The sequence below is a fragment of the Sphingomonas spermidinifaciens genome (assembly GCF_002351485.1).
Lineage (GTDB): Bacteria > Pseudomonadota > Alphaproteobacteria > Sphingomonadales > Sphingomonadaceae > Sphingomonas > Sphingomonas spermidinifaciens.
Genome location: NZ_NWMW01000003.1, coordinates 279,815 through 301,835, shown reverse-complemented (window position 1 = coordinate 301,835; position 22,021 = coordinate 279,815). Strand labels below are relative to the sequence as shown.

Here is a 22,021-nt window from a genome sequence, read left to right as displayed (position 1 = left end):
TGGACCGGGCCGATGGAGCCGGTACGCACCCGTTTCGTTATGCGTGTCGAGCGCTAGGACAAAGCGGGGCGAGATGGCAAGTCCGAATACATACCCGATCTTCCAAAAACGGCTTGATCGGCTCACCTCTCGATGAGCGATACGGTACCCGATATGCGAAGCGGCGACGCACATGCGCTGCCGCCCGTCCGCCGCATCGCCGCCGCGACGACGCTCGCCTATGGCTTCGGCGCGGTCGCCTATGGGGTGAAGGACAATGGCTTCGGCACTTTCCTTCTGCTCTTCTACAATCAGGTGGTGGGGCTTCCATCCGCGCAGGTCGGCTTCGTCGTCATGTGCGCGCTGCTGCTCGACGCCGTCATCGATCCGATGATTGGCGTGGCCTCGGACCGGACGCGCAGCCGCTGGGGGCGGCGTCATCCCTGGATGTACGCCGCGGCGCTGCCGATCGCGCTCGGCTGGGTGGCACTCTGGAACCCGCCCGCCTTGAGTTCGGGCTGGACGCTCGCCTGGCTGTTCGGCGCGGCCGTAGTCGTGCGGACGGCGGTGTCGGCCTATGAAGTGCCGAGCCAGGCGCTGACCCCCGAGCTGACCGCCGATTATGACGAGCGTACGCGGATCACCGCCTATCGCTATATCTTCGGCTGGACGGGCGGCCTGTTGATGCTCCTCGCCGCCTATCAGCTGTTCCTCGTGCCGGAGTCGGGGCAGACCAACGGCCTGCTAAACCGGGACGGCTATCGCGGCTTTGCCATCGCGGGCGCGGCAGCGATGTTCGTCGCGATCCTCGTTTCGGCGATCGGCACGCACCGCGAGATCGCCCGCCTGCCCAGGCCGGCGATCGAGCCGGGCGGCGTCGGCACCGCCTTTCGCGAGCTGACGGGTGCGGTGCGCAGCCGCCCCTTCCTCATCCTCATGGCGGCGGGGCTGTTCGCCTATACGAACCAAGGGATCAGCTTCGCGCTGTCCAACTATCTCTACACCTTCGTCTGGCGGTTCGAGACGGCGACCTTCGCCTGGCTGGCGGCGGTGCTGTTCGCGGGCGTCGTCATCGCCTTTGTTGGCGCACCGGCCCTCGCGCGCGTCATTGGCAAGCCGCGCGCCGCCGCGTCGATGATCGCCGCCGCCGGCGTGCTTCAGGCAACGCCCTTCGCGCTTCGCCTCGCCGAGCTGTTCCCCGAGCCGGGCGAGCCGGCGATGCTGCCGATCCTGTTCGCGATCTACACGCTCAACACCGCGGTCAGCGTCGGCACCGCGATCCTCGGCGCGTCGATGATGGCCGACGTGGTCGAGCATAGCGAGGTGCGCACGGGCAAGCGCAGCGAGGGCGTGTTCTTCGCCGGCGCGTTCTTCGTCCAGAAATGCACCAGCGGCATCGGCATCTTCGTCTCGGGCCTCATCCTGGCCGCGGTCGGGTTTCCCGAGGGGGCGAAGCCGGGGCAGGTAGGGGCGGCGACGCTCGACTGGCTGACGATCCTGTTCGCGGGGACCTATCTCGCCCTGTCGCTGACGGCGGCGTGGCTGTTCCTGCGCTTTCCGTTCGGCGCGGCCGAGCACCGGGCGCGCGTGGAGGCGCTGGCCGCCGCCGATTGACCCCATTGCCGCCGCGTCGGTGACGCAATAGGGCTCATGGCCATGTCGAGTGCCGTCCGCCGGCGATGCTGGCCCGTTGCCGCCGCCGGCCTGATCGCCCTGTCGCCCGCGTGTGCATGGGCACAGGAGCAGGCGCGCCCAGCCGACGAAGGGTTGCTCGATTTCGGCGATCCGCTGGCACCGATGCCCGAGCTTGGCCTCGACTGGCCCGACCTGAAGGCCGATCCCGCCCAGATTGCCGACAGCGTGCCACAGGTCGCGGCGGAGACGCGCTATCGCTATCGCGTCGAGGGAATGGACGGCGTCTGGACCGACCTGATGCGCCAGCGCTTCAACGAGGCCTCGACGCTTCGGGCGGGCGAGGACAAGCCCGCAAATGCCGCCCAGCTTGACCGCCGCGCGCGCGAGGACGCGGGGCTGCTGAACGAACTGCTCCGCGCCGAGGGCTATTACGATGCCGAGGTGCAGACGCGGGTTGAGGCGGTGACGGGCGACGTGACCGTGCTACTGACCGCGGTGCCTGGCGACGTATATCGCTTTGCCGGAGTGACGCTAGAGGGCCTCGAACCCGCGGGGGCCAAGGCCGAGGCGCTGCGCAAGGCGTTCGCGGTCGAGCCGAGGGACCCCGTCAACGCCGACACGATCGCCGCGGCCGAAGCGAACCTCAAGGAGCGGATCGGGCGCGAGGGCTTTCCTTTCGCCGAGGTGGGCGAGAGCCGCATCGTCGTCGATCACGCGACGCGCACGGCAACGTTGGCCGTGAAGGTGACGCCGGGCGAGGCGCTGCGCTTCGGCCGGATCACCACGCGCGACAACCGCGTGTTTGACGGCGATCATGTGCAGGACATCGCCCGCTTCAAGCCGGGCGAAAGCTTCGACCAGGGGTCGGTCGATGACCTGCGCCGTGCGATCATCCAGACCGGTCTGGTCAGCGCCGTCCGGATCGAGCCGGTCAAGGGCGCCGAGCCCGGCACCGTCGATCTCGCCGTCCGCATGGCCCCCGCGCCGCCGCGCACGATCGCGGGCGAGATCGGCTATGGCACGGGCGAGGGTGCGCGGGTCGAGGCGAGCTGGACGCATCGCAACCTGTTCCCGCCCGAAGGCGCGCTGACGCTGCGCGGCGTCGCGGGCACGCGCGAGCAGCTGGCGGGTGTCTCCTTCCGCCGCAACAATTTCCACGAACGCGACCGCGTGCTGACGCTGCAGGCGACCGCGGCGCATCTGGAGCGCGACGCCTATTCGGCGGACACGCTGCTGCTGGCGGGAACGATGGAGCGACAGACCAACATCTTCTTTCAGAAGGCCTGGATCTGGTCGCTTGGTGCCGAGCTCGCCGCCAGCCGCGAGCAGGACGTCATCCTCGCGACCGGCGAGCCGCGCGAGCGCACCTATTTCATCGGCGCGCTGCCGACGAGCTTGACCTATGACGGCACCGACGACCTCTTGAACCCGACGCGCGGGTTCAGACTGGGCGGGCGGCTGTCGCCCGAGGTGTCGCTGTCGGGCGCGACCTTCGGCTATGCACGGACGCAGCTCGACGCCAGCATCTATCGCCCCATTACCGATCGCGTCGTGCTCGCGGCGCGCACCCGGCTCGGCACGATCGTCGGTGCGCCGCGTGACGCGATCGCGCCCTCGCGGCGCTTCTATGCGGGCGGCGGCGCGTCGGTGCGCGGCTACGGCTTCCAGTCGATCGGCCCGCGCGACCTCAACAACGATCCGATCGGCGGGCGCAGCCTGACCGAGTTTTCGATCGAAGCGCGGGTCAAGGCGTTCGGCAATTTTGGCGTGGTGCCGTTCATCGACGCGGGCAACATCTATACCTCGCCCTTGCCCAAGTTCACCGACTTCCGCGTGGGGGCCGGGATCGGCGTGCGCTATTATTCGAACTTCGGCCCGATCCGCGTCGATGTCGGCACGCCGATCAACCCGCAGCCAGGCGATTCGCGCATTGCCGTCTATGTCAGCCTGGGGCAGGCATTTTGAACGACGAGTCCGCGCCGCCCGCGCCGCGCAGGCCTCGCCGCTGGTGGCGCTGGCTGCTCGGCCTCGTCGCCGTGCTGCTGCTCGCGGTCGGCGCGGCGCTGCTGCTGATCGATACCCAGCCCGGACACCGCTTCATCGCCGACCGGATCGCCGCGCTTAGCCCGCGCGACGGGATGAAGTACCGCGTCGGGCGGATCGAGGGCTCGATCTACGGCCGCGCGACGCTGATCGACGTGACGATCCGCGATCCGAGGGGCCTGGTCTTCAGCGCACCGCGCGCCGAGCTCGACTGGCGGCCGCTGGCGTGGGCGCGCAACACCCTCGACATTCGCAGCCTGATCGTGCCGGTGGCGACGCTCCACAAGCTGCCGCAGCCCAGCCCGACGGGACGGCGCGGGCCGATCCTGCCCGGGTTCGACATTCATGTCGGCATGTTGCGGGCCGAGCGGCTCGAACTCGCGCCGGCGGTGGCGGGGCAGCGGCGCGTGGCGAAGCTGGTAGGGCGCGGCGCCGTGCGCGATCGGCGCGCGCTGATCGACCTGACCGGGCTGGTGCAGGGAAGCGATTTCGTCCGCCTGAAGCTCGACGCCGCGCCCGACCGCGACCGCTTCGACCTTGCCGCACGGGGCAGGGGGCGCAGTGAGGGCGTTCTGGCGCGAATGATCGGCACGCGCGCGCCGGTGGGCTTCGCGGTCGCGGGTGACGGCAGCTGGTCGCGCTGGCGCGGTGCCGCAAGGGCCGAGGTCGGCACCGCGCGTATCGTCGATCTGCGGCTGGGCGCCGATGCCGGCCGCTATGCGCTGAACGGCACGCTCGCCCCCGCCAGCCTGCTTAAGGGGCGGCTCCAGCGCCTGTCGCATCCCTCGATCCGGGTCGCGGGACAGGCGACGCTTGCCGAACGCCGGCTGACCGGCACCTTGTCGCTGCGCACCGCGTCGCTTGCGATCGACAGCCGGGGCGGCGTCGATCTGGCGACCAGTGGCTGGCGCAATCTCGTCACCGATATCCGCCTGCTGCGCCCGCCCGCATTGTTCCCTAACATGACCGGCCGCAACATCCGCGCGCGCGTCACGCTGGACGGCGCGTTCGACCGGGCGAGCTTCGACTATCGCCTGACCGCCGACCGCGCGGCGTTCGACCAGACGGGGTTCGAGGTGGTGCGCGCCGCCGGCGGCGGCCGCCTGTCGAAGACACCGGTGACGGTGCCGCTGTCGCTCACCGCCGCGCGCGTGACGGGCGTGGGCGACGTGGCGGGCGGCATCCTTCGCAACCTAAGCGTCACCGGACCGCTCAAGGTGACGAGCACCGCCGTCACCGCAGACGCGCTTCAGGTGCGGTCGGACCAGCTGAACGGCCGGGTGATGCTGTTCCTCGACCTGCGTACCGGCCGCTACGAAGTCGGTCTCGCGGGCGGCCTCCGCCGCTACCGCATCCCCGGCCTTGGCCTCGTCGAGGTCGATACAAGGCTATCGGTCGTGCCCGGCGCAGGCGGTCGGGGGACGCGGATCGTCGGCACCGGTACCGCGCGGATGCTGAGCCTTGAGAACGCCTTCTTCCGCTCGCTGACACAGGGGTTGCCGCGGATCGTCACCCGGCTGGAGCGGGGGCCGGACCGTATTCTCCGCTTCGTCGACCTGCGCCTCGTTTCGCCGGGGCTCAACCTGCGCGGCAACGGCTATCGCCGGATCGACGGGACGTTCGTCTTCGCGGGGGAGGGGGTGTCGCGCCAATACGGCCCGGTGGTGCTGAGCCTCGACGGCCGGATCGAGCGACCAGCCGTACGCCTTCGCCTCGCCCGGCCGCAGGAGACGCTGGGCCTCGCCGACGTGACTGCTGCGCTCGATCCGGTGGCAGAGGGCTATCGCTACAGTGCCGCGGGCGGCTCGCGGCTGGGGCCCTTCACCGCGAACGGCACGATCCTGCTGCCGCGCGGGGGGCAGGCGCGCGTGGTCGTCGATCGGCTCGACGTGGCGGGCACGCGCGGGCAGGGCGCGCTCGACATCGTGCCCGGCGGCTTTTCAGGTGCGATCCAGGTGGCGGGCGGCGGGCTGTCCGGCCGCATCGGCTTCGTGCCCGAGGGCGAGATTCAGCGGATCGAGGGCGACCTCGCCGCACAGGGCGCAGCGATTGCCGGCGCGCGTGTCCGCTCGGGGCGGCTGCGCTTCGCGGTGCGGCTCGACCCCGACGGCACCGACCTCACCGCCGACACGCAGGTGCGCGGGCTCAGCCGCGGTGCCCTCAGCCTCGCGCGCCTCAACGGCAGCGTCGCGCTGCGCGCCGGGTCGGGCAGCGGAAAGGTGTCGCTGGCGGGTGCCCGCGGCCGCCGTTTCGCGCTCGACTTCGATGTGGGCGTCGCACCCGATCGCTACACGCTGTCGGGCGGCGGGCAGCTCGACGGGCGGCCGCTCAAGCTCCTGAGCGCCGCCGAATTGAGGCGCGCGGGCGATGGCTGGACGCTCGCCCCCACCAAATTCGCGTTCGCGGGCGGCGAGGCGCAGCTCTCCGGCCGGTTCGGCGACGCACTGACGATCGACGCGAGCCTGACCCGGATGCCGCTCGGCGTGCTCGATATCGGCTATCCTGGCCTCGGCCTCGGCGGATCGGCTTCGGGCAAGCTGAGCTACGCGAGCGTGCCGGGCGCCGCACCCACCGGCAGCATCGACATGACCGTCCGCGGCCTCAGCCGCGCGGGCCTCGTCCTCTCGGCGACGCCGATCGACGTCGGGCTGCGCGGCGTGCTCCGTGCCGACCGGGCGGGCTTCCGCGCGGTCATGGCATCGGGCGGGCGCATCGTCGGGCGGGCTCAGGCGCGGATGAGCCCGCTGGGCGGGGGCACGCTGGCCGAGCGGCTCGCCAATGCACCGCTGTTTGCGCAGCTTCGCTATGGCGGGCCGGCCGACACGCTATGGCGGCTGACGGGCATCGAGCTGTTCGACCTTTCCGGCCCGGTGCGGATCGGTGCCGACGTGTCGGGCCGCCTGTCCGATCCGCGCATCCGCGGTCTCGTCCGCAGCGACAATGCCCGGATCGCCAGCGGGGTCATGGGTACCGTGCTGACGGGCGTGAAGACCGCCGGCCGTTTCGACGGCTCGCGCCTCGTCATCGAGCGGTTCGAGGCGAGTGACGGCAAGCAGGGGACGATCAGCGGCAGCGGCGCCTTCGACCTCGCTGCCGCGCGCGGCTTCGGCATGGACCTGAGGCTCGAGGCGCGGAATGCGCTCGTCATCAACCGCGACGATATCGGCGCGACGGTCAGCGGCCCGGTGACCATCAGGAGCGACGGCGCGGGCGGCACGATCGCGGGCGAGGTGACGCTGGATTCGAGTCGCTACCGCCTTGGACGCGCGACGGCGGCGGCGGCGATCCCGCGGCTCAACATCACGGAGATCAATCTGCCCGAGGGCGAGGAAGAGGTGTCCGTCGCCACACCCTGGCAGCTCGACCTGCGCGCGCGGGCGCCGGGCGGCATGTCGGTAACGGGCCTCGGCCTCGACAGCGAATGGTCGGCGAACCTGCGCATCGACGGCGAGCCGACCAACCCGCGCATCCGGGGGCGCGCCGACCTGATCCGCGGCGATTACGAGTTCGCCGGCCGCGACTTCGACCTCGAGCGCGGGGCGATCCGCTTCGACGGCTCGGTCCCCGCCAACCCCGCGCTGGACATTCAGGCGAACGCCGACACGCAGGGCCTGAATGCAACCATCCGCGTGACCGGCACCGCGCTGAAGCCCGAGATCGGCTTTTCGAGCGTGCCTGCGTTGCCCGAGGACGAACTTCTCTCGCGGCTCCTGTTCGGCACCTCGATCACCAGCCTGTCCGCGCCAGAGGCGCTGCAACTGGCGGGCGCGGTTGCCGCGTTGCAGGAGGGGGGCGACGGGCTCAACCCGATCAATGCACTGCGCCGTGCGGCTGGGCTCGACCGCCTGCGCATCCTGTCCGCCGATCCGCAGACGGGGCAGCAGACCGCGATCGCCGCGGGCAAGTTCATCACTCGCCGCGCCTATGTCGAGATCATCAGCGACGGGGCGGGCTATTCGGCGACGCGCGCCGAGTTCCAGTTCACGAGGTGGCTGTCGGTGCTCTCGACCATCTCGACGATCGGGCGGCAAAGCGTCAACGTGCGCGTCTCGCGCGATTACTGATCGGAGTCGTCCCATGCAGACCCACGTCCAGCGCATCGAGAAGACCGGCGGGCCGGAGGTGTTCGGCTTTGTCGGCACCATGTTGCCCGAGCCAGAGCCAGGCGAGGTTCGGCTGCGCGCAACGGCGATCGGGCTCAATTACATCGACACCTATCACCGCTCGGGACTTTATCCGATCGAGCTGCCCGCGGTGCTGGGGTCCGAAGGTGCGGGCGTGATCGAGGCGCTGGGCGAGGGTGTGACCGGTTTCGCCGTCGGCGATCGGGTCGGGACCTTCACCACCCGCGGCGCCTATGCGACGCATCGGACCGTGGCCGCCGATCAGCTCGTGCGCCTTCCCGACGACGTGAGCGACGACGACGCCGCTGCGCTGATGCTAAAGGGCGCGACCGCGGCGATGCTGGTCGAGGATTGCGCGAAAGTCGAGGCGGGGATGACCGTCCTCGTCTGGGCCGCGGCGGGCGGCGTTGGGCTTCTGCTGACCGGCTGGCTAAAGGCGGTCGGTGCGAACGTCATCGCGATTGTCGGCAGCGAGGCGAAGGCCGCGCGTGCGCGCGAGGCGGGCGCCGACCACGTCATCCTCCACAAGTCCGAGGACATCGCCGCGCGCGTCCGCGAAATCACCGGCGGCGCGGGCGTGCCGGTGATCTTCGACAGCGTGGGCAAGGCCAGCTGGAGCGCGTCGCTCGACAGTGCCGCCCCGCGCGGGCTGATCGTCAGCTTCGGCAATGCGAGCGGCCCGGTCGAGGGCGTCAACCTCGGCGTGCTCGCAGCCAAGGGCTCGCTGTTCGTCACCCGGCCGACCTTGTTCCACTATGCCACGACGCCCGAGGCGCGACAGCGTTATGCTGACAAGGTGTTCGCGATGCTGCGTTCAGGGGCGATCGGCGCGGAGATCGGCCAGCGCTTCCCCTTGGAAGCGGTGGCCGAGGCGCATGAGGAACTGGAGGCGGGCACGACGATCGGGAGCACGGTGCTTATCCCGTGACCTGCACCGTCGCCCCGGAACAGGGTCCGGGGTGACGGTGAGCCGGGCGCTATCCCGGATAGGGCGCGTCCTTCAGCAACCCGGCCAGATGCGCGGCGTTCGACGCCACCATCTTCGCGGTCTCAGTCACCTTCTCGGGGGTTTTGTCCAGGTCCTTGAAGTCGACTGATCCCATCGCTTCGCCAACCCAATAGCAGGCGGCGACCGCGGGAATGGTGAAGCCGACGTCGTTGAGCGACTGGAACAGCTGCGCCGAGGAAAAGTGGGCGCCGTCCTCGTTGCCGACGATCGCGGCGACCGCGACCTTCGAATAGCTCGGCATCCGCCCCTGATCGTCGGTTTCAGAAAGGAAGGCGTCGAGCCGTTCGAGCACCCGCTTGGCGACGCTGCCGATCTGGCCCATCCAGATCGGGCCCCCAAAGATCAGGATATCGGCGGCAAGGATCTTTTCGCGGATTGCGGGCCAGGCGTCACCCTCGCCCTCGTCGCTGCTGACGCCGGGCTTCACGTCATGCGCGGCGACGCGGATCGTCTCGGTGATCGTCACGTCGTGTACTTTGAAGGCATCCGCCAGCACCGCGATCATCGCGTCGGTAGAGGATTCTCCCGAAGGCTTGAGCGTACAGTTGAGCGCGAGCGCGGTGAGGGCCATCCAATGTTCTCCTGAGATAGATCAGGAAGACAAATCAACGGCTTCGCGGTTCCTTCGACAGGCGCGTCAGGAATACGGCATTTCGGATCGCCTGCCGCGGCAGGCTGGAGAGGTCCACCCACTCGCCCTCGGCATGCGCCTTGCCGCCGACCGGCCCCAGTCCCGCGAGCGTCGGCACGATCGCCGCGACCCAGCCTGAATCCGCCGCGCCGCGCTTGGCGGGATCGTATTCGGGCATTTCAGGCAGCTTCAGGTTGCGATTGACCGCGTTGAGCGTCGCCAGCAGCGCGCGGTTGCCTTCGCTCGGCGCCATCGGCGGCATCCCGTCGAAGAAGGTCAGCGTCGCGCCCGTTTTCGGCAGGTGCTGCGCGACGATCGCCGCCATCTTCGCCCGCACCCGCGCATCCTGCTCGGGCGTCAGCGTGCGCAGGTCGCCGCGCGCGATCGCAGTCTCGGCGACGATGTTGGTCTTGCCGCTGCCGCTCGCGGCGACGCCCGCCGCGTCGAGCGCCGCCGGGGTACCGCCCGCCATTACCCCGACATTGTAGGTCAGGTTCTTCTCGGGCAGCTCGCGCCGGAACCCGTCGAGGATCCGCGCCATCTCGTAGATCGCGCCATAGCCCAGGCTCTCGCCGAAGATGCCGCTCGAATGGCCGGTGACGCCGCTGGTCTTGAGCTCCCAGCTGGTCGAACTGCGCCGTGCGACGGTGCCGTATTCGACCCCGTTGTCGGTCGCGAGATTCTCATATTCCAGGGCGATGTCACTGGCGCGCGCAGCCGCGACGAGGCCCTCGCGCGCCTTCTCGGGCGGCTCGCCGGTGCGTTCCTCGTCGCCGGTAAGATAAACGGTGATGTCGGCATTCTTGAGCGTTCCCGCCGCCTGCATCGCCCGCAGCGCCGCGACGATGATAACGACGCCGCCCTTGTCATCACCCACGCCCGGCCCGATTGCGCGCCCGCCCTCGCGCCTGAAGCCGGTAAAGGACGAGGACGGTTCGAACACCGTGTCGAGATGACCGATCAGCAGCAGCCGCTTGCCGCGCCCGTCGCCCTTGTGCCGTGCGACGACGTGCCCCGCGCGGCCCACTTTCGCCTGCTCGACCCATTGCACCGCAAAGTCCAGCGGTTCGAGCTCGGCGCGCACGATCTCGCCCGCCGCCTTGACGCCCGGCAGGTTGAGCGTGCCCGAGTTCTGCGTCACCAACCGCTCCAGCAGTTCCTCGTTGCGGTGCGCATCGGCGGCGACCGCCCGTCGCATCGCCTCGACCTGCGGAGGTGTCTGAGCGAGCGCGGGCAGGGGCAGGGCGGCGAGCGCGAGGGCGAGCTTGCTCATGACCTGCAGGCTAGGCCGCGGCGACCCGCGCTGCCAAGTCCTCAAGCGTGTTTCGGTCGGTCGGCAAGCTTTTCCATCACCAGCGCCGTCACGACCGACTGGATCACATGCACCGCCCAGCGCTCGGTCGCTTTCTGCGGGCCGGCCTTCGCCTCGCCCTCGGTAATCCCGATCAGCGGCGCAATGCCGGCAATGTTGACGAGATAGAGACCGGTGCCGAACAGCGCGCCGAGCGCGGCGGGCGGCACGTCGGGAAACGCCTCGCGCATTTTGGCATAGAGGCCGGCAAAGGCCGCCGACGCGCCCAGATGATTGCCGAACTCGACGAGGCTCGTGCCAGTGTCGCCGATCCGCGAGCGCGAGCCCGTGGTGTCGTCGATCCAGTCGACCGCATCGCGATCAAGCGTCTTGTGGAGGACGCCGGACTTGCGGCCGGTCCACATCGCCGCAGTCGTGACGACACCCGCCACCAGCCCGCCGATCATCGCTGCGTTTCCTGCCCTCATGCGCTGTCCTTTCACGCTGCCGACAGCGGGAATGGCGGGCAGGGCAATGGGTTCCGTCGAACGCGAAACGGGCGCCCGGTGATGCCGGACGCCCGCTCCTTTCACGTCGCCTCGCGGCGAGCTTGCCTCGCCGGTCGCCTGCGTCGGCCGACCGCGCCTGTCGTGCTGCGACGGGCGCGGTCGCAGCGCGGATCAGGCGCTGTAGTACATGTCGTATTCGACCGGGCTCGGCGTCGTCTCGAAGCGGATCACGTCGGCCCACTTGATCTCGGCATAGGCCTCGATCTGGTCCTTGGTGAACACATCGCCCTTCAGCAGGAACTCATGGTCCTCCTGCAGCGCGATCAGCGCCTCGCGGAGCGAGCCGCAGACGGTGGGGACGTTGACCAGCTCGGCGGGCGGCAGGTCGTAGAGGTTCTTGTCCATCGCCTCACCCGGATGGATCTTGTTCTGAATGCCGTCGAGGCCGGCCATCAGGAGCGCTGCGTAGCAGAGATACGGGTTGGCGAGCGCGTCGGGGAAGCGGAACTCGACGCGCTTCGACTTGGCGCCCGTGCCATAGGGGATGCGGCACGAGGCCGAACGGTTGCGGCTCGAGTAAGCGAGCAGCACCGGCGCCTCGAAGCCCGGCACCAGCCGCTTGTAACTGTTGGTGGTCGGGTTGGTGAAGGCGTTGAGCGCGCGCGCATGCTTGATGACGCCGCCGATGAAGTAGAGGCACGTGTCGCTCAGGCCCGCGTAGCCGTCACCCGCGAACAGCGGCTTGCCGCCATCCCAGATCGAGATGTGCGTATGCATGCCCGACCCGTTGTCGTCCTTGATCGGCTTGGGCATGAACGTCGCCGACTTGCCATAGGCATGCGCGACCTGATGCACGACATACTTGTAGATCTGCATGCGGTCGGCGGTGGTGACGAGCGTGCCGAAGGTGAGGCCCAGCTCATGCTGCGCGGCGGCGACCTCATGGTGGTGCTTGTCGCAGGGCAGGCCCATTTCGAGCATGGTCGAGACCATCTCGCCGCGGATATCGACGGCGCTGTCGACCGGCGCGACGGGGAAATATCCCCCCTTGGCGCGCGGGCGGTGGCCCATATTGCCGCCCTCATATTCCTTCGACGAATTACCCGGCAGCTCGACATCGTCGATCTTGTAGTAGCTCGACGAATAGGTGTTCTCGAACCGAACGTCATCGAACATGAAGAACTCGGCTTCGGGACCGACATAGACGGTATCGCCGATGCCCGTCGTCTTGACATACGCCTCGGCGCGCTTCGCGGTCGAGCGCGGGTCGCGGGCATAAAGCTCGCCCGTCGAGGGCTCGACCACGTCGCAGAAGATGATCATCATCGGCGTCGCCGAGAAGGGATCGATGTATACTGCGTCGAGGTCTGGCTTGAGCACCATGTCGGACTCGTTGATCGCCTTCCAACCCTCGATCGACGAACCGTCGAACATCAGGCCGTCGGTCAGCTGGTCCTCATCGAGCGCCGAGGCGACCATCGAAAGGTGCTGCCACTTGCCCTTGGGGTCGGTGAAGCGCAGGTCGACCCACTCGATCTCCTCGTCCTTGATGCGCTTGACGATCGTGCCGGCGTCGGTGGCCATTCAGAGTCCCTTTCGTTTCAAAAAGTCGGTTGCGCGAATCGCGCAACGAAATGTCGCGGTCTAATTGACCAAAGCGTCTTTGCTGCGTCGCGTCAAATGGCGTCGTCGTTGCGCTCGCCCGTGCGGATGCGCAGCGCCGTTTCGACGGGGATGACGAAGATCTTGCCGTCGCCGATCCGCCCGGTCTGCGCGGCCGCGGCGATCGCCTCGACCACACGGTCGGCCAGGCCATCCTCGACCACCACTTCCAGCTTCACCTTGGGCAGGAAGTCGACGACATATTCGGCGCCGCGATAGAGTTCGGTGTGGCCCTTCTGGCGGCCGAAGCCCTTGGCCTCGGTCACGGTGATGCCCGAGACGCCGACATCGTGCAGCGCCTCCTTCACCTCATCGAGCTTGAACGGCTTGATGATGGCTTCGATCTTCTTCACGCGACGAATCCCCGCCTGTTGGAACAGATGTGTCCAACATCCCTCGCGCGGGGCTTTGCATCAAGTGTGCCAGCCAAAAAACCGCGCGTTCTCGCGATTGCCGCCGCTTGCATTGCCGTAAAAGCAGGCATCGGGCGGGTCGATGCCCGCTTGGCGGGCAGGCTCAGCCGTAGGGCGGCTGATGGAAACCGGCGGGCGACAGGGTGAAGATCTCGCAACCGTCCTCGGTAATGCCGATCGAATGCTCGAACTGCGCTGATAGGCTGCGGTCGCGCGTCACCGCGGTCCATCCGTCCTCGAGCAGCTTCACGTCGGGGCGCCCGATGTTGATCATCGGCTCGACGGTGAAGATCATGCCGGGACGCAGCTCGGGACCGGTGCCGGGCTTGCCGACATGGACGACCTCGGGCGCGTCGTGGAACAGGCGGCCCACGCCATGGCCGCAAAAATCGCGCACGACGCCGTAGCGGTGCTTCTCGGCATGGCGCTGCACCGCATGGGCGACGTCGCCCAGCGTATTGCCGGGCCGCGCCTGCTCGATCCCGAGCATCAGGCATTCGTAAGTGACGTCGACCAGCCGCCGCGCCTTCAGCCCGACATCGCCGACCAGGTACATGCGGCTGGTATCGCCGTGCCAGCCGTCGAGGAGCGGGGTCACGTCAACATTGACGATGTCGCCGTCCTTCAGGATGCGGTCCGACGGAATGCCGTGGCAAACGACATGGTTGATCGAGATGCACGAGCTGTGCGTGTAGCCGCGATAGCCGAGCGTCGCGGGCACGGCGCCCGCCGCCAGCATCTTGGTGCGGATCGCATCGTCGATCGTCCGCGTCTCGGTGCCCGGCACCATCAGCGGCACGATCGCGTCGAGGATTTCGGCCGCAAGCCGGCCGGCGCGGTGCATCCCCTCGAAGGCCTCGCGCCCGTAAAGGTGGATCGCGCCGCTGCGCGAGAGTGGCTGGTCGGGGGCAACGGTCACATACTCGGTCATGCCTGCGACATAGCCCTTTGGCGGGGGATTTGCGAGGGGGCGGGCGCGCGCTATGGCCCGCGTCATGAGCGAGCGTATCTGGACCGCCGGCATTGTGGTGATCGGCGACGAAATCCTGTCGGGCCGGACGCAGGACAAGAACATTGCCCAGCTTGCGACCTGGCTCAACGTTCAGGGCATCCGCCTGACCGAGGCGCGCGTGGTCGCCGACCGCGAGGCGGCGATCGTCGAGGCGGTGAACGCCATCCGAGACCGCTGCGATTATTGCTTCACCACCGGCGGGATCGGGCCGACGCATGACGACATCACCGTCGATGCGATCGCAGTGGCGCTGGGCGTCGAGGTCGTTATTCATCCCGAGGCTCGGGCGGTGCTAGAGAAATATTATGAGACGCGCGGCGGCCTGACCGAAGCTCGGCTTCGGATGGCGCGGGTGCCGGCGGGGGCCGAGCTGATCGTCAATCGAGTGTCGGGGGCGCCGGGGATCCGCCATGGCAACATCTTCATCCTGGCCGGCGTGCCGCACATCACCGCGGGGATGCTCGATGCGCTGACGGGGACGCTCGAGGGCGGCCGCCCGGTAATCGCGCGGACGATCGGCTGCTGGGTGGCCGAGAGCGAGGTCGCCGACCTCCTCCGCCAGACCGAGCGCGGCTTTCGCGGGAACGGCGAGGAAGCGGCCGTCGCGATCGGCAGCTACCCCTTCTTCCGCGAGGGGCGGACCGGCGCGAACTTCGTCGTGCGCGGCACCGATCCGGCGACGGTCGATGCCTGTGTCGCGGCGCTGACGGCGGGACTGGAAGTCGCCGGTCACGACGTGACCGACGGCGGCATATGACTATTCGGCGGCGGCAGCGAGCTTTTCGCCATCCTCGTCCTGTGGCCGGCCAATGCTGACGTAACGAAGCCCCTCCGCAACGACATTCTCCGCGCGGTAGATGTTGCGCAGATCGACGAGCAGCGGTTCGGCCATCAGCGACTTCAGGCGCGCGAGGTCGAGGGCACGGAAGGCATCCCATTCGGTGACGATCACGACCGCCGCCGAACCCTCCGCCGCGTCATAGGCCGACCTGGCGTAATGAACGTTCTCCAGCATCGGCCGCGCCGCCTCCATCCCTTCGGGGTCGTAGGCGCGAATCGTGGCGCCGGCGTCCTGCAACGCCTGGATGATCGAGATCGACGGCGCCTCGCGCATGTCGTCGGTGTTGGGCTTGAAGGTCAGCCCGAGCATCGCGATCGTCTTGCCCCGGACATCGCCGCCCATGGCGGCGACGACCTTGCGGGCCATCGCCCGCTTGCGCGTGTCGTTGACCGCGACAGTGGTCTCGATCAGCCGCAGCGGGCTGTCGAAGTCCTGCGCAGTCTTGACCAGCGCTAGCGTATCCTTGGGGAAGCAGGAGCCGCCATAGCCGGGGCCGGCGTGGAGGAACTTGGCGCCAATCCGGTTGTCGAGGCCGATGCCGCGCGACACTTCCTGCACGTCGGCGCCGACCTTCTCGCACAGGTCGGCAATCTCGTTGATGAAGGTGATCTTCATCGCGAGAAAGGCGTTAGCGGCATATTTGATGAGCTCGCTCGTCCGACGGCGAGTGAACAGGACGGGCGCCTTGTTGAGATAGAGCGGGCGATAGACCTGCTCCATCGGCGCGCGGGCCCGCTCGTCCTCGATGCCGACGACGATACGGTCGGGACGTTTGAAGTCCTCGATCGCGGCGCCCTCGCGCAGGAACTCTGGGTTCGAGGCAACCGCGAACTCGGCGGCGGGATTGGTTTCGCGGATGATTCGCTCGACTTCATCGCCGGTGCCGACGGGGACGGTCGACTTTGTAACGACGACGGTGAATCGCCGGAGCGCCGCCGCAATCTCGCGCGCGGCGCCGTAGACATAGGAGAGGTCGGCATGGCCATCGCCGCGGCGCGTCGGCGTGCCGACGCCAATGAACACGACCTCGGCCTCGCCAACCGGGCCGGCCAGATCGGTAGTAAAAGACAGCCGGCCGGCCGCCACATTCTTGGCAACGAGATCATCGAGGCCGGGCTCATAGATCGGGATGCCGCCGGCCTTCAGGCGGTCGATCTTGCCCGCATCCTTGTCCACGCAAACCACGTCATGGCCGAAATCGGCCAAGCACGCGCCCGACACGAGGCCGACATAGCCCGAACCGATCATCACAATGCGCATGTCGAACCCTTGCTGCCGCCGCTCGGCCTGAGCGCCTAAACTTGGGCCACTGCCAGTGGCAAGCCGGAGGGTCAACCATCGCCACGGCAACGAGAAAAGGCACCCCTCGGGATGCCTTTGTCGAGATCAACTCGGAAGGAAAGGCTCGGATCGATCCGCAGCGCGCATCGATCCGAGACCGTTTCAGGATTTCAGAAGGGGCGAAGCGTGTCGCCGTAGATTTCCCGGAACAGGACGTCATGCATCATTTTTCTCCAGCGGGGTCGTTTGGCCCCGGCGCGCAAATTAACGGAAAGTTAACGATTTCTCAAGCCGATCTGATCAGCATAATGGGTCATTGTGGGACATCGAGTCGGTTAACCCGATTGCAACGGCTTGGCTTCTATGTCGGATGGAGATGCCGTCCGACGCTCTCAACCCGGCCGACGTGCCGTCCGTCCCTTCGAGCGGGACCGTGCCGTGCGCCTTGCCGGCCTGGCAGCTGTTTCTGCTTGCCGAGATCGTCAATTTCGGGGCGCTGCGCCGCCACCTCGGCCGCGCGCGCGCCGATCTGCTGGCTGAGGACGTGGCGTCGGTGATGGCGCGGCAGCTTCCAGCCGCGCGGGTGCGCATTGTGGGGCGCTCGATGCTGGAGATCGCGTTCGAAGGCGCGCTGCCCACCGCCGCCGATGCGGCGATCCGGTGCCTGCGCGAAAGCTTCGTTCGCCCCCTCGATCTCGACGGCGAGCCCTACACGATCGAGCTGCTGCTCGCGGGGGCGGCGATGCCGAGCCACGAACGCGATGACGTCCGCCTCGTCGAGGCGGCCGAGGCTGCCCTCGGTCAGGCTCGCGCCGACCAGCGGGACGTGGTTCGCGACCTCAGCCGTGCCGATCATGCCTTTGACCGCCTGTCGCTGATGCGCGACCTGTCGAAAGCGATCGACAATGGCGAGGTCTTCCTCCAGTACCAGCCCAAGGTTCATCTGCGCCGACAGGAGATTACTAGCGTCGAGGCGCTGGTCCGCTGGCAACATCCGCAACGCGGCCTGATCCTGCCGGGAGACTTCATCCCGCTGGCCGAGGAATCGGGCAAGATCGGCGCGCTCACCTTGTGGACGATCCGGCAGGCACTCGCCGATCAGCAGGTGCTCGCCGACAGCGGCCACGACATCCCGGTCTTCGTCAACATTTCGGGCCTGCTGCTCGCCGATGCGGAGTTCGTCGATCAGGTCTGCACGATGGTACGCGGCGTCTCCGCGCGGATTGGGTTCGAGATCACCGAAACTGCGGTCATCCGCGATCCCGACAGCGCGATCCGTCATCTTCGCATGTTCGCCGATATCGGTGTGACGCTGGCGATCGATGATTATGGGGCAGGGCTTTCGAGCCTCGCCTATCTGAAGCAGTTGCCCGCGCGTGAGCTCAAGATCGACAAGATGTTTGTGCTCGAACTGACGAGCAGTAACCGCGACCCCCTGATCGTCCGTTCGACGATCGACCTCGCCCACGCGCTCGACATGGAAGTCACTGCCGAAGGTGTTGAAACGCCCGCCGCGATGGCGCTGCTCAGCGTGATGGGCTGCGACATGGCGCAGGGTTTCCTCATCAGCCGTCCGATCGCGATTGGCGCGCTGCGCCAGTTCCTGGCCGAGGACCGGCACCTCACCGCCGCCGCGGCGATGCGGCCGAGCTTCGGTCGGCCCGAGAGCTTCTGGAAGCGCGCCTAAGCGCGTCGTTGACGCGATCGAAACGGTTTGCACCTTACACCTCAAGCGTGAGAAGATGCCGTTCCATCTGGTTGGCTATAACCTTCGCGCTTTGGAGCGTAACTCCGGCTGCTCCCGCGAAGGCCCAAGTCGCGGATGATGCGCCTGCCCCGATTCGGCAGTCGATCGAGGCGGCACGTGCGGCGATGCTCACGAACCCCGAGGCTGCTTTTGGCGACGCACTTGAAGCCGAACGAGTCGCGGTGAAGCTGCCAAGTCTCGGCGACCGCCAGCGCGCTCTTGCCTATTCGCGCTGGCTGGGCGGCGAGGCATTGTTGCGTATTGGCCGTGTCAAAGCGGCCGCGATACTCAACGCCAGCGCCGAGCGATTGGCTCGGCGCGCGTCGCCCACCAAACTCCTTGGTGACATACTTTTGACCAAAGGCGGCATTTTTAGCGAACAGGTCAAATCAGCCCATGCGCTCAAGGCATATCAGGCTGCGCACCGCGCATTTCTATCGTCCGACTATCCGAGGGGGCAGGCAATCGCCCTTCAGAACATCGCAAATCTATATATCGATGGCGGTGATTTCGAGAACGCCGACCGATACTACTCGCAGTCGGAAGCGATTGATGTCGGCGATCCTATCCTTCTGCTCACCTTGTACAATAATCGGGCCACGGGCCTGCTACTTGATGCGCGCTACAAAGATGCCGTCGCCGAATTCCAGCGCGCCCTAAAAATCGCGGTCGATCAACGAAGCGAAATATTCGCTGTACGAATACTTGGCAATATCGCGAAGGCGCAACTTGCACTCGACAATTACAACGCGGCTGCTGCAAGTATCCGCCGCGCTTTTTCTATCGTTCGTCGCCCAGAAGCGCGTGCGCAATATCGGCAAATCGCGGCCATTGCCGGGCAACTCGCGCTCCAGCGTGGGGACGGGAGGCGTGCCCGCTACTGGATTGATGCAGCCTTCAAAGATGTTGATACCGCTCAAACCAACGCCAGCTTCCGCGATGCGCATTCCACCGCATACGAAGTTTATCGAGCGAGCGGCGACACGTCGCTTGCGCTCGCGCATCTTCAGGCGCTTCGGCGGTTGACCGATGAGGAGACGCGGCTCGCGGCCTCAACCAACACCGCCCTGATGGCGGCACGGTTCGATTTCGCCAACCAGGAATTGCGCATCGCGCGCCTGAAGGCCGAGGAGCTGCGCGCGAGCGTTGCGCTCGAGCGGTCGCGCGCGCGATTCCAGCGGGCGCTGACGCTCGGCGTTGTGGGCGGCGCGATCATCGTCGTCGGGCTGCTCAGCTTCGGCATCGTGACGCTTCGCCGCAGCCGCAATCAGGTGCGCGACGCCAATGTCGAGCTCGAGGCGTCGAACGCGGCGCTCGGCAAGGCGCTGGCCGCCAAGACCGAGTTTCTTGCGACGACCAGCCACGAAATCCGAACCCCGCTCAACGGCATCCTCGGTATGACCCAGGTGATCCTTGCCGACCGGACGATGGCGGGGACACAGCGCGACCGTATCGAGGTCGTCCATGGCGCCGGCCTCGCGATGCGCGCGCTGGTCGACGACATCCTCGACGTCGCCAAGATGGAAACCGGCCATCTGACGATCGCGCCCGAGCCGGTCGACCTGCGTGCACTGCTGTCCGGGGTGGCGCAGATGTGGGCCGAGCAGGCGCGAACCAAGGGGCTGAGATTCGAGCTCGACCTTGCCGGAGCACCAGGCTGGATCGTCACCGATGGCAGCCGCGTTCGTCAGATCGCCTTCAACCTCCTCGGCAACGCGCTCAAATTCACCCACGCGGGCGCGATCGGGCTGGCAGCGCGTGTAACGGACGACGGCAAGCAATTCACTCTGTCGGTCAGCGACACCGGCATCGGGATCCCGGCGCACAAGCACGGCGAGATCTTCGAGTCGTTTCGCCAGGCCGACTCGACGACCACGCGGCAGTTTGGCGGCACCGGTCTCGGCCTGACCATCTGCCGTAATCTCGCCCGAGCCCTGGGCGGCGAGATCGCCGTCGAGAGCCGGGAAGGGCAGGGGTCGACCTTCACGGTCACGCTGCCACTGGTTGCGGCCGAGCCGCCGGCAGAGGTCGTCGCGCCGACAGCGGGCGGCGGCCTCGTCATTCTGGAGCGGAATCCGATTGCCCGCGCGATGTTGCGGACCCTGCTCATGCCGCGCGCGGGCGAGATCGTCTTTGCCGACGACGTCGACGATGCTCGGACCAAGCTTGCCGGTGCGGCGCGATTGCTGGCCGACGTGGCGGCGCTCGGCGAGGATGACATCGCGCGCATCGAGGCACTTCGGCATCTTGCCCTGGCGGCGGCGGAACACGGGAAGCCCGCCTTTGTTCTCTGGAAAGAACCGGATGCCGAGAGCGTCCGGCAGGTGACGGAGATGGCAGCGATGACGCTGATCGAGAAGCCGATTTCCGGCCCCGTCCTCACGGAGCGCCTATTTGGGGTGCAGTCCACGCATCCACCCCTTGTCACCGAAGCGGCTTAGGCAGATAGCACGCTCATGGTCGCAAACCGCCCCCGTAACGTTTTTCAGCCGGAGAACCGGCGATGAACGTTCTCTTCATCGAAGACGACGCCATGAACCGACGGGTCGTCAGGGATATGCTGGACGTCGCCGGCGCGCAAATGGCGGAAGCGGACCGAGCCGAGGCTGGGCTCGCCAGGATCGAGGCCGAGGATTTCGACGTGATCCTCGTCGATCTGCGCATGCCCGGCATGGACGGGTTTGAGACAATCGAGCGCATCCGCTCGCGCGACGATGCCAAGCGATCGTTGCCGATCATCGTCGTGACCGCCGACACCGCGCCCGATCTGACAGAACGGTGCAAACGGCTGGGCGCCGACGAGGTGTTGTTCAAGCCGGTCGCGATGGATTCGCTGTTCGATGCGATCGGCCGGATCCTCGTTCGCCGTACCAACGCGGACGACGTGATCTTCTGACGCCGACGTCCGGGCCGCGCGACGCGGGACCCGGACGCCCTGTCACGTCGATCAGAGATCGAGCGTCGCGATGAAGTCGCGAACTGGCGCGCGAAGGTCTTCACGCGCTAGTCCGAGTGCGATGTTGGCGGTGAGCCACCCTGCCTTGTCGCCGCAGTCGTAACGCTGTCCGTCGAAGGTGAAGCCGTGAAACGGTTGGTCGCCGATCAACTTGGCCATGGCGTCGGTCAGCTGGATTTCGCCGCCGGCGCCGGGGGCCTGATTGTCGAGGACTCGCATCACTTCGGGTTGAAGGATGTAGCGCCCCGGAATCATCAGGTTCGACGGCGCCTTTCCCTTGGGCTTCTCGACCAGCGCCCGAACCTCGGTCAGCCGGCCATCGACCTTGCCGGGCGAGATGATGCCGTACTTGTCAGTCTCGCTGTCGGGCACTTCCAGAGCGCCGATGACGTTGCCACCGACCCGATTGTAAGCTTCGACCATCTGGCGCAGGAACCCGCCGACCATCAGCTCGTCGGGCAGCAACACCGCAAAGGGCTCATCGCCGACGATCTCGCGCGCGCACCAGACAGCGTGGCCAAGGCCAAGGGGCTCCTGCTGGCGAACATAGACGGGCGAGCCGGGCTTTTGCCGGATGCCGTCGATCGCGGCCATCGACTTGCCGCGCGCCTTCATCGTCGCCTCGAGCTCGTAGGAGACGTCGAAATGATCCTCGAGAGCGCCCTTGCCGCGGCCGGTGACGAAGATGATCTGCTCGATGCCGGCTTCGAGCGCTTCCTCGACGGCATATTGGATCAGCGGCTTGTCGACGACGGTCAGCATTTCCTTCGGCATCGCCTTCGTCGCCGGCAGGAAACGGGTGCCGAGGCCCGCCACAGGGAAAACGGCCTTGCGTACGGGCTTGATCGTCATCGGATTGTCCTTTCGTGGTCGGCCCCAGTGCCGCAG

At 67.4% G+C, this 22,021-nt stretch carries 16 protein-coding genes; 8 read left to right on the top strand and 8 right to left on the bottom strand.

Annotation, left to right across the window (positions count from 1 at the left end; all coding sequences use genetic code 11):
• Window positions 1-153 precede the first annotated feature (153 nt).
• Genes COC42_RS16755 through COC42_RS16740 form a run of 4 tightly spaced genes read left to right on the top strand, consistent with a single transcriptional unit; the run spans window position 154 to window position 8,709 of the window.
• A complete protein-coding gene (locus tag COC42_RS16755; protein ID WP_096344583.1) occupies window positions 154-1,593 on the top strand; it encodes an MFS transporter in 1,440 nt (479 codons plus the stop codon).
• A gap of 42 nt (window positions 1,594-1,635) precedes the next feature.
• The gene (locus COC42_RS16750; protein WP_096344582.1) at window positions 1,636-3,579 is read left to right on the top strand and encodes an autotransporter assembly complex protein TamA; all 1,944 of its coding nucleotides are present in this window, start codon (window positions 1,636-1,638) and stop codon (window positions 3,577-3,579) included.
• Window positions 3,576-7,721 (top strand): translocation/assembly module TamB domain-containing protein, encoded by a 4,146-nt coding sequence (locus COC42_RS16745; protein WP_096344499.1) that lies wholly within the window; start codon window positions 3,576-3,578, stop codon window positions 7,719-7,721. Before COC42_RS16750 ends, COC42_RS16745 begins: the two co-directional genes overlap by 4 nt.
• 13 nt (window positions 7,722-7,734) lie before the next feature.
• Window positions 7,735-8,709 (top strand): quinone oxidoreductase family protein, encoded by a 975-nt coding sequence (locus COC42_RS16740; protein WP_096344498.1) that lies wholly within the window; start codon window positions 7,735-7,737, stop codon window positions 8,707-8,709.
• Between the two features lie 49 nt (window positions 8,710-8,758).
• On the opposite strand, the gene COC42_RS16735 is transcribed toward COC42_RS16740, so the two are convergent.
• From COC42_RS16735 to map, 6 genes are all read right to left on the bottom strand, one after another.
• Window positions 8,759-9,361, bottom strand: coding sequence for a flavodoxin family protein (locus COC42_RS16735; RefSeq protein ID WP_096344497.1), 603 nt, complete (start codon window positions 9,359-9,361; stop codon window positions 8,759-8,761).
• 34 nt (window positions 9,362-9,395) lie between these two features.
• Window positions 9,396-10,694: a M20/M25/M40 family metallo-hydrolase gene (locus COC42_RS16730; RefSeq protein ID WP_096344496.1), complete on the bottom strand. Its 1,299-nt coding sequence runs from the start codon at window positions 10,692-10,694 to the stop codon at window positions 9,396-9,398.
• A 41-nt stretch (window positions 10,695-10,735) separates the two neighbouring features.
• The gene (locus COC42_RS16725) at window positions 10,736-11,200 is read right to left on the bottom strand and encodes a hypothetical protein (RefSeq protein WP_096344495.1); all 465 of its coding nucleotides are present in this window, start codon (window positions 11,198-11,200) and stop codon (window positions 10,736-10,738) included.
• Window positions 11,201-11,392: 192 nt separating this feature from the next.
• Entirely contained in the window at window positions 11,393-12,805 is a 1,413-nt protein-coding gene (gene glnA, locus COC42_RS16720) for a type I glutamate--ammonia ligase (RefSeq protein WP_096344494.1), read from the bottom strand.
• A gap of 92 nt (window positions 12,806-12,897) precedes the next feature.
• Entirely contained in the window at window positions 12,898-13,236 is a 339-nt protein-coding gene (locus tag COC42_RS16715; protein WP_096344493.1) for a P-II family nitrogen regulator, read from the bottom strand.
• A 163-nt stretch (window positions 13,237-13,399) separates the two neighbouring features.
• Window positions 13,400-14,227, bottom strand: coding sequence for a type I methionyl aminopeptidase (gene map / locus COC42_RS16710; RefSeq protein ID WP_096344580.1), 828 nt, complete (start codon window positions 14,225-14,227; stop codon window positions 13,400-13,402).
• A gap of 64 nt (window positions 14,228-14,291) precedes the next feature.
• Here map and COC42_RS16705 point away from each other — a divergent pair, with 64 nt between their 5' ends.
• Window positions 14,292-15,065, top strand: coding sequence for a competence/damage-inducible protein A (locus COC42_RS16705; RefSeq protein ID WP_096344581.1), 774 nt, complete (start codon window positions 14,292-14,294; stop codon window positions 15,063-15,065).
• Here the strand turns inward: COC42_RS16705 and COC42_RS16700 are convergent, their stop codons facing one another.
• Window positions 15,066-16,409: a UDP-glucose dehydrogenase family protein gene (locus COC42_RS16700; protein ID WP_096344492.1), complete on the bottom strand. Its 1,344-nt coding sequence runs from the start codon at window positions 16,407-16,409 to the stop codon at window positions 15,066-15,068.
• A 397-nt stretch (window positions 16,410-16,806) separates the two neighbouring features.
• Here COC42_RS16700 and COC42_RS16695 point away from each other — a divergent pair, with 397 nt between their 5' ends.
• From COC42_RS16695 to COC42_RS16685, 3 genes are all read left to right on the top strand, one after another.
• Complete coding sequence (locus tag COC42_RS16695) at window positions 16,807-18,117, top strand: putative bifunctional diguanylate cyclase/phosphodiesterase (RefSeq protein WP_096344579.1); 1,311 nt, start codon at window positions 16,807-16,809, stop codon at window positions 18,115-18,117.
• Between the two features lie 185 nt (window positions 18,118-18,302).
• Window positions 18,303-20,618, top strand: a complete 2,316-nt coding sequence (locus COC42_RS16690; protein WP_096344491.1) for a tetratricopeptide repeat-containing hybrid sensor histidine kinase/response regulator — start codon at window positions 18,303-18,305, stop codon at window positions 20,616-20,618.
• Window positions 20,619-20,680: 62 nt separating this feature from the next.
• Window positions 20,681-21,073: a response regulator gene (locus COC42_RS16685; RefSeq protein WP_096344490.1), complete on the top strand. Its 393-nt coding sequence runs from the start codon at window positions 20,681-20,683 to the stop codon at window positions 21,071-21,073.
• 51 nt (window positions 21,074-21,124) lie between these two features.
• Here COC42_RS16685 and galU read toward each other — a convergent pair whose 3' ends face one another.
• A complete protein-coding gene (gene galU / locus COC42_RS16680; RefSeq protein ID WP_096344489.1) occupies window positions 21,125-21,985 on the bottom strand; it encodes a UTP--glucose-1-phosphate uridylyltransferase GalU in 861 nt (286 codons plus the stop codon).
• Window positions 21,986-22,021 lie beyond the last annotated feature (36 nt).